Annotated in this window: 6 protein-coding genes, 1 pseudogene and 1 riboswitch; of the genes and pseudogenes, 2 read left to right on the forward strand and 5 right to left on the reverse strand. The window is 74.4% G+C overall.

What is annotated here, in order from left to right; translation table 11 throughout:
- The 5 genes from ACFU97_RS40920 to ACFU97_RS40940 all read right to left on the reverse strand — a co-directional run.
- The coding region (locus tag ACFU97_RS40920) for an ATP-binding protein (protein ID WP_384266951.1) at positions 1–2,285 on the reverse strand (2,285 nt) is incomplete at its 3' end.
- Between the two features lie 97 nt (positions 2,286–2,382).
- Positions 2,383–3,111 (reverse strand): TIGR03943 family putative permease subunit, encoded by a 729-nt coding sequence (locus ACFU97_RS40925; protein ID WP_384266954.1) that lies wholly within the window; start codon positions 3,109–3,111, stop codon positions 2,383–2,385.
- A complete protein-coding gene (locus ACFU97_RS40930; RefSeq protein ID WP_384266956.1) occupies positions 3,108–4,142 on the reverse strand; it encodes a permease in 1,035 nt (344 codons plus the stop codon). Before ACFU97_RS40930 ends, ACFU97_RS40925 begins: the two co-directional genes overlap by 4 nt.
- Before the next feature lie 47 nt (positions 4,143–4,189).
- The gene (locus ACFU97_RS40935) at positions 4,190–4,921 is read right to left on the reverse strand and encodes a hypothetical protein (protein ID WP_384266971.1); all 732 of its coding nucleotides are present in this window, start codon (positions 4,919–4,921) and stop codon (positions 4,190–4,192) included.
- Between the two features lie 180 nt (positions 4,922–5,101).
- Complete coding sequence (locus ACFU97_RS40940; protein ID WP_384266958.1) at positions 5,102–5,878, reverse strand: LysR family substrate-binding domain-containing protein; 777 nt, start codon at positions 5,876–5,878, stop codon at positions 5,102–5,104.
- Positions 5,879–5,960: 82 nt separating this feature from the next.
- On the opposite strand from ACFU97_RS40940, the gene ACFU97_RS40945 reads away from it, so the two are divergent.
- Positions 5,961–6,365: a DUF5997 family protein gene (locus tag ACFU97_RS40945; protein ID WP_384266960.1), complete on the forward strand. Its 405-nt coding sequence runs from the start codon at positions 5,961–5,963 to the stop codon at positions 6,363–6,365.
- A 203-nt stretch (positions 6,366–6,568) separates the two neighbouring features.
- Positions 6,569–6,740, forward strand: a riboswitch (cyclic di-AMP (ydaO/yuaA leader).
- Positions 6,741–6,793: 53 nt separating this feature from the next.
- Positions 6,794–7,853 (forward strand): annotated as a pseudogene (locus ACFU97_RS40950) (hypothetical protein); the annotation flags it as partial.

Raw genomic sequence — 7,853 nt, forward strand, 5'->3', positions numbered from 1 at the left:
AGTGGGGAGAGGGGGGGGAGGGGGGAGGGGGGGTGGGGGGTCTCCGCGACGGCGGCGGCGTGCTCGTAGGGGCAGCCGGCCGCCTGCCACAGCGCCGCCGCCTCGCGCCAGTGGCCGCGGACCTGGAGCGCGTACGGGTGGTCGCAGTCCTCCAGCGGGACCGGGCGGCCGGCCCGGGTGAGCCAGTAGCCGAGCTCGGCGCGGTAGGGGACGCCGGTCAGATGGCGGGCCTGGGCGTGGACGGGGGCTGCGGCCTCGACGACGGCGGCGTGGTCGCCGCGCAGCCAGGCCGCCTCCGCGAGCGCGGCCGCGACGGGGCCGGTGCGCTGGAGCTCCCGGGTGCGGACGGCGATCTCCTGGGCCTCGGCGAGGAGGTCGTCGGCGCCCGGGCGGCCGGTGCGGGTGCGCACCCGGGCCAGGACGGTCAGGGCCGGGGAGCGGGCGGGCAGGAAGTCGTGGATGCCGAACTCGGCGTGCCGCTCGGCGTCCTCCCAGTCGGCGGCGGCGAGCCGGCGGATGGCCAGTTCGACGTGGAGGTAGGTCAGGAAGCCGAGGTGCTCGGCGCGGTCGGCGAGGTCCATGGCCGGGGCCAGGTAGCGGTCGGCCTCGGTGTACCGGAGGTGGTCGAGCAGGGTCCAGATGAGGTTGGCGTAGGCGCGGCAGGCGTGCTCGACCTCGCCGGCCGCGAGGGCCACGTCGAGGCTCTCCTCCAGCTGCTTGCGCCCGTCGGGGTCGCCGGCGCGCCAGCGGGCGGTGCCGACGTTGTTGAGGGCGTGCGAGAGGATCGCCGTGTCCTCGGTCTTGCGGGCCAGGGTGATCGCGCGCTCGGCGTGGGAGACGGCCTCGGGGTAGCGGTCGGAGAGCATGCGCAGCTGGGCGATGTTGCTGACCGCGAGCGCCAGCAGGCGGTCGTCGCCGGCGTGCTCCAGGACGGTCACGGCCTCCCGGGCGGCGTACTGGGCCTCGTCCGCGTCGCCGGCCCACCAGTGGATGCGGGAGAGCCAGCGCAGGTCGGCGCCGAGGGCGGGGATGTCGCCGAGCGAGCGGCGCAGGGCGACGGCCTCGCGCTGGGCGGCGACGGCGGCGGCCGAGTCGGCGATGGTGTAGCTCTCCACGGCATAGCGTTCGAGCAGGTCGGCGAGGTCGGGCGGGGCGTAGCGGTAGCGCTGCTGCAGGACGAGCCCGAGCTGGGCGGCGGCCTCGCGGTGGGCGCCGGCCGAGGCGGCGTCGCGGGCCGCGTCGGGCCCGTAGCGGGCGATGGCGTCCAGGTCGCCGGCCTGCGCGGCGTGGTGGACGATGCGCGCGGCGTCGGTGCCGGGGCGGGCGACGAGGGCCGCGAGGACGTTGCGGTTGAGCTCGATGCGGCGGGCGGTGGGCACCGGGTCGACGACCGCGCGCCGGATGAGCTCGTGCCGGAACGCCACCCGTTGCGGGGTCACGGCCAGCAGGCCGCGCTGCTCGGCCGCGGCGAGGTCGGTCACTCCGGCCGGGAGCAGGGCGTCGACCAGCGGGCGCTCCACGGCCGAGGGGACGACGGCCAGCTGCTCCAGCGCGTCCACGGTGGCCGGGTCCAGTCCGCGCAGCCGGGCGAGGACGGCCTCGACGACGGTCGGGGGCACTCCCCCGGTGCCGCCGGCCGCGACGACCTCGGCGACGAAGAAGGGGTTCCCGGACGTCACCGCGTACACCTGGGCCGCGTCGAGGCCGTCGGTGCCGCTGAGGGTGCGGACCGCGTCCAGGGAGAGCCGGGCCAGGGGCAGGCGGTGCACGCGGGGCACGCGGGAGACCTGGCCGAGGAGGTGGCGCAGGGGGTGCCCGCGGCTGAGCTCGTCGTCGCGGTAGGTGAGCACGAGCAGGGCGGGCAGCCGCTCCATGCGCCGCACCAGGAAGCGCAGGGCGTCCAGGGACGCCTCGTCGGCCCAGTGCACGTCCTCGACGACGAGTACTGCGGGGTGCGGAGTCACGGCCAGCTCGCCGCGCAGGGCCTCGTAGACGCGCTGGCGATCGCCGCCGTCGGTGACGGCACCGGCCAGCTCCGCGCCGACGCTGCCGACGAGGTCACGGAAGGGTCCGAGCGGCCGCCGGGTGGCGAGGTCGTCGCACTGTCCGACGAGTACGCGCGCCTGCAGCGGAAGGCGGTCGGGCATGGCTCTCACCAGGCTCGACTTGCCGATTCCGGCCTCACCGAAGACGAGCACCACCGAGCCGGCCCCGTCCGCCGCCTCCCGTGCGGCCGTGGCCAGCAATGCCAGCTCGGGCTCGCGCTCGAGGATCCCCCGGTCCACCTGGCCGATTCTGCCACCGGGCGCCCGCCCTGTCCGTGCCAGCACGTTTCCCCGGCCTTCGGCCCGTGCCCGCGGCGGCGTCAGGACGGCGTGAGGATCAGGACGGCGTGAGGGGGAGGTCGTCCGTGTAGGCGTTGACGGGGGGTGCGATGCGGTCGATACGGTGGACGTCCAGGGCCGCCGCCGCGGCCTTCGTGCCGAGGGTGCCGGCGGGGTGCCAGGTCCCGTCGACGGCCAGCCAGGTGTTGGCGGGCGGGGCGGGGGTGCCGTACATGCGGACCTTGACCGACTGGGAGTCGGCCGCGCAGCAGGTGAAGATGATCCGGGTCAGGTACCAGCCGCCGCCCCGGCCGGCCGGGGTGACGAAGCCGGTCATCCGGATGCTGCGGCTTCTGATCGCCTGTTCCGGGTCCTGCTGGACCCGCGCGGTGAAGTCCGTGAGGGTCATCGGCAGGGGGCTGGTCGCGGGCAGCGGGTCGAAGTGCTGCTCCTTCCGCACGGCCTTGTCGTGCGTGCGGGCGGCCGTGTAGGCGCCGAGGGCGGGCGGGGCGTGCAGGAGCAGGCTCAGGACGGGCAGGAAGAGCAGCCAGGCGACGCGGGGGACGGCGGAGTGGTCGTGGCCGTGTGCGTGGCCGTCGTCCTCGGTGGCCCTGCCGTCCAGGACCGCTCCCGCCAGGCCCAGCAGCACGAGCAGCGCTCCGGAGGCGATCAGGAGGGGGCGCTGGCCCTCCTTGACGTAGCGCAGGCAGAGGTCGGTGAAGAGGGAGGCGTGCAGCAGGCCGAGGCCGGTCAGGACCAGCAGGGTGACCTGGAGGTGGCGTTTCACAGCAGTGCGCCTCCGATCAGGACGCTCGCGACGACGGCCACGAGGGTGGTCGCGGAGGAGAAGCGGAGTGCGAAGCCCCGCCCGAACGTGCCCGCCTGAAGGGCGATCAGCTTCAGGTCGACCATCGGGCCGACCACCATGAAGGCCAGCCGCGCGGTGGGCGAGAAGCCGGTGAGCGAGGCGGCGACGAAGGCGTCGGCCTCCGAGCAGACGGCGAGCAGGACGGCGAGCCCGGCCAGGAAGAGCACGGACAGCCAGGGCGAGCCGGAGAAGGTGTCGAGGACGGAGCGGGGCACGGCGACGTTGAACGTGGCCGCCGCCATGGCGCCCAGCACCAGGAACCCGCCGGCCTGCAGGAAGTCGTGGCGGAAGCCGAGGCGGAACTCCGTCCAGCGGCTGTGCCCCGGCTGGTGGCCGGTGTGCCGGACGTCGCGACGCAGCCACTCCTCGCGCCCCAGCCAGAGCCACAGCCAGCCCATCGCGGCGGAGGTGAGCAGGGACGCGAGCAGGCGGGCGGCGACCATGGCGGGGTTGCCCGGGAAGGCGACCGCCGTGGCGGCCAGCACGATCGGGTTGATCGCGGGGGCGGACAGCAGGAAGGCGAAGGCTGCGGCCGGGGTGACACCGCGCCGGATCAGGCTGGTGGCGACCGGCACCGAGGCGCACTCGCAGCCCGGCAGGACGGCCCCCGCGACTCCGGCCACGGGGACGGCGAGCGCGGGGCGCCGGGGCAGGATCCGGGTGAACAGGTCGGCCGGCACGAAGGCGTTGATCGCCCCCGACAGGACCGTGCCGAGGAGCAGGAAGGGCAGCGCCTGGACGGTGATGGCCAGGCAGACGGTCTGCCAGGCGGCGACGGCGGGCCGGTTCAGCCACCCGATGCCGGTGAGCGCGAGGACCGCGGCCAGGACCGCGGTCGCGGCGAGGGCCAGATGCACCGGCCGTACGGTGGGGCGGCGCTCCGGAGGGTGGGGAGGTGCGGCGACCGCCGCCTCGTCCGCCACGTCGACCAGTGCATCCGTTTTTGACATATGTACTCCGGATGTCGGATTTCGTGGCGAAGATAAGCCAGATCCGGTTACTTCACGGAGCGCACACGCCGCCCGAGACCGATCGATGAACGGGACCGGGAACGGGACTGACCGTGCAGGGCCAGCACGATGGCGACGCCTATCGCTATCAGGTGCTCGCGGCCGGCCAGGTTGGGCACGGCGATCGACTCCCACACCATCGACCCGCTGGTGAGCGCGAAGAGAATGGGAGCGCGGCGCACGACGGCGACGTAGGTGAACAGGCCCACCACCGCGGCGGACGGTCCGGTGTCCAGCACCCGCCCGACCTCGGGCGGCAGCCCCAGCCCGCCCCATCCGGCGCCGAGCGCGATCATCACGCGCACCATGAGGGTGCCGGCCAGGGTGGTCGCGTACGAGACGACGAGCGTCCTGGTGCGGCCGAGGACGAGTTCGGCCAGCGCGAAGGCGAGGAACAGCTGCGTGATGCCGGCCCACACGGGCAGGTCGAGGGCCGGGACGTACAGGGACACCGGTGTGCGCAGCAGGGCCAGCCACAGCGGCAGGTCGGCGTTGACGCCGCCGAGGATGCGCACCGCCGTGGCACCGGCGGGGTGTTGCGCGAGCGCGTGGAAGAAGATCACGCCGAAGGCGGCCACGAACGCCAGCGTCAGTGCGGACAGCCCTCGCCGTACGAGCTGGCGTACGGGATCGACCACGATGCCGTACCACTCGCCGCGCAACGTGCGTCCGGCGAAGGACGCCGAGCGCCACAGTGCGGCCCGCAGCCAGGTCCGCATCCGGCGGTCGGCCGGGGCGGCCGACGGTCGGTCGGCGTACGACAGGTCGAGACGTACCTCGTCGGTACGCAGCTCGTCCGCGGCGCTGTCCTCGCAGCGCTCCCCCATGCGAAGCAAGACTCCCCCTGAGAGGGTGAAGGTGACCCGTGCGACACAGGGCCACGCCACCCCACCCGAGGGCTATGCCCGGCGGCGGGGCTTCCTGCGCTTGGCGCCCTTGGAGACGTCGGATTTGCCCCGGGGGTTGCGTCCCGTCGTTTTTGCGCCGGTGGAAGCGCGCCGGTCACCGGCCTTCGCCCCAGCCTTCTTCGCGCCGGTCCTCGCCGCCGGCTCGGGAGCGTCCGCCCTGCGGCCCCGGGAGCTGTTGACGGTGCGGCCGCGGACGATGCCGATGAAGTCCTCGACCAGGTCCGTGGTGGCGTCCTCGGGCCACGCCAGGGCGACGCCGGACTGGGGCGCGTCCACGACCGGCCGGTACACGAGGTCCCTGCGGTGGTAAAGGCGCGCCAGCGACTGGGGGACGACCAGGAGGCCGATGCCGGCCGCGACGAGCTCGACGGCGTCCTCCGTGGTGGCGGGGCGCTCGAAGGCCTCCTCGCCCGGCGGCCGGTCCCAGTCGAAGACGTCGTCCAGCGGGTGGAGGACGACCTCCTCCGCGAGGTCCTCCAGGGTCACCTCGTCCGCGGCCGTGATCACGTGGTCCTTGGGGACCACGACGACCGTCGTCTCGGTGTAGAGCGGGATGGCGCTGAAGTACGTGCGGTCGACCGGCAGCCGGACGAGCCCGGCGTCGGCGTCACGGGCGCGCAGCACGCCGGACGCCTCGGCGGCCGGTACGGCGAGGAGGGTCAGCGGGATCCCGGGCAGGCGCTCGTTCCAGATCCGCGCCCACTTCGCGGGCGTCGCCCCCGGGACGTACGCGAGCCGGAACGTGGGGGATTCATCCGAGCCTGTCACGCCGCAAGGTTACCGGCCGTGGTCGGCGCCCGGTCACCGGGCGTGGTCGGAGCGGTCGTCCCCGCTCGATACCCTTGACCCCATGAAGTCGCACCAGAGCACCCAGACGATGAAGCCCGCGACCGCGGCGAAGAAGCTGGGTGTGTACCTCGAGGCCACCCCCGCCGAGTTCCGGGAGGGTCCCGTCTCGCGGGCCGAGCTCGACCGGCTGCAGGCCGATCCGCCCGAGTGGCTGCGCGAGCTGCGGGCCAACGGTCCGCACCCCCGCCCGGTGGTCGCGGCGAAGCTGGGCGTCTCCATCGCAGGTCTGGCGCGCGGCGGTGTCACCGAGGCACTCACCACCGAGCAGATCGAGGCGCTGAAGCAGGAGCAGCCCGAGTGGCTGCGGAAGGAGCGCGAGACCCAGGCGGAGGTCCGCAAGGAGGGTGCGCGGATCAAGAAGCGCAACGCCGAGCGCGCGGCCCGGAGCGAGTCCGACCGCTCCTGACGCCGGGCCTCGATCGCCGGTCGTCCGCGACGGAACGTCGCCTTCCGCACCCGCTGTGTGCACGAAGCACGCATCTGACGGAACGTCACGACGAAGGTCACAAAAGCGTATCGGACATTACGCCCCTCAACCTTCACACGAGCCGCACAAGTTGGCTAGTTTGGCAGCAGGCCGCACGAGTTCCTCCGGCGCCCCGCCGGGACGTGCGGCCTCCGCCGAGTCCGGTGCGCCTGCACGGCAGCCGGAGCCGGGGACCCAACCGAACGATGGGGTGAATCGGCCCAACCGCCCACCAGGGCAAGGGCCGTAGGGCATACCTTCCGGATCGACGCCCGAACCCGACAGCTAACTCGGTAGGCGGAGATGGAAGGAGTACGGCTCCCATGGCGCCGGAACGATCGTCGCGCCCCGGAGGCTTCGGCCCCGGAATGCGAAACTCCGCTCTCGCCACCGCTGCCCTCACCTCGGTGGCCCTGTTCTCGCAGACGGCCGACGCCGCACCGAACACGCAGGACGAGGGCCCCAGTCGCGAGGACGTCCGGCAGCGGGTGAGCAGCCTGTACGACCGGGCCGAGAGCGACACCGGGCTGCACAACATCACCCGGGCGCAGTCGGTGCCCCGGGGCCGTGGCGGCCCCGCCGGCGGCGGCCGGACCTCGGATCCCGATCTGGACAACATCGCCCGGCAGTGGTTCCAGGGGGCGCGTTCGTCGCTGGGCCCGACGGTGCCGGCGGTCCTGCCGGCCGACCGGATGCCCGCGCAGCGCAGCGCGCCGGCCCGCCCGAGGGAGACCGAGCGGCCGTCCGTGACGCGTGCCGCCGGTGCCGCACGTGAGCTGGAGGCGCCGGCCCGGCCCGTGCTCGAACTGCCCGCCGCCGAGCCGCGCAGGCGCCCCGTGGCGGAGCTGACGGCCGGTCCGACGGCCGCGCTGCCCGCCGTGCCGGCCCAGCGCCAGGAGAGCCCCGCCCCGCCGGCCCAGCGGCAGGAGAGCGCCGCCGCGCCCGCCGCCTCCTCGGAGCCGAGGCAGGTGGTGCTGCGCCGTGCCAAGCAGGCGAGCCAGCGCAAGATCGCGGCGGCCAGCGACCTGCTGTACCGGTACACCGCCCGGCAGACGTCCGTGGCCCCGGTCGCGGCCGTCCAGCCCCAGGCCCTCACGACCACGTGGCAGGACCCGGCGGAGCAGTCACGCCGCGCGGCCGAGGAGGCGTGGCGGCTGCAGCAGCCCAGCGTCCTGGACACGGGCGTGCCCGCCGTCGAGGACTGGCGGACGCAGCAGCCGACGGTGCTCGACATGGGGGCGGCCATGGCCGAGGAGGCGTGGCGGATGCAGCAGCCCACTGTGCTCGACACCGGTATTCCCCCGGCCGACGAGGCGTGGCGCATACGGCTGCAGCAGCCCAGCGTGCTGGACACCGGGGTGCCGGCCGCCGAGGAGTGGCGGATGCGGCAGCCCAGCGTCCTCGACACCGGGGTGCCCGCCATCGAGG

This window comes from Streptomyces sp. NPDC057616, assembly GCF_042800575.1.
GTDB lineage: Bacteria > Actinomycetota > Actinomycetes > Streptomycetales > Streptomycetaceae > Streptomyces.

Excerpts from the sequence above, each read along its gene's own strand:
- ACFU97_RS40930 (WP_384266956.1), bottom strand. The coding sequence starts at position 4,142 with ATGTCAAAAACGGATGCACTGGTCGACGTGGCGGACGAGGCGGCGGTC.
- ACFU97_RS40945 (WP_384266960.1), top strand. The coding sequence starts at position 5,961 with ATGAAGTCGCACCAGAGCACCCAGACGATGAAGCCCGCGACCGCGGCG.
- ACFU97_RS40935 (WP_384266971.1), bottom strand. The coding sequence starts at position 4,921 with ATGCGGACCTGGCTGCGGGCCGCACTGTGGCGCTCGGCGTCCTTCGCC.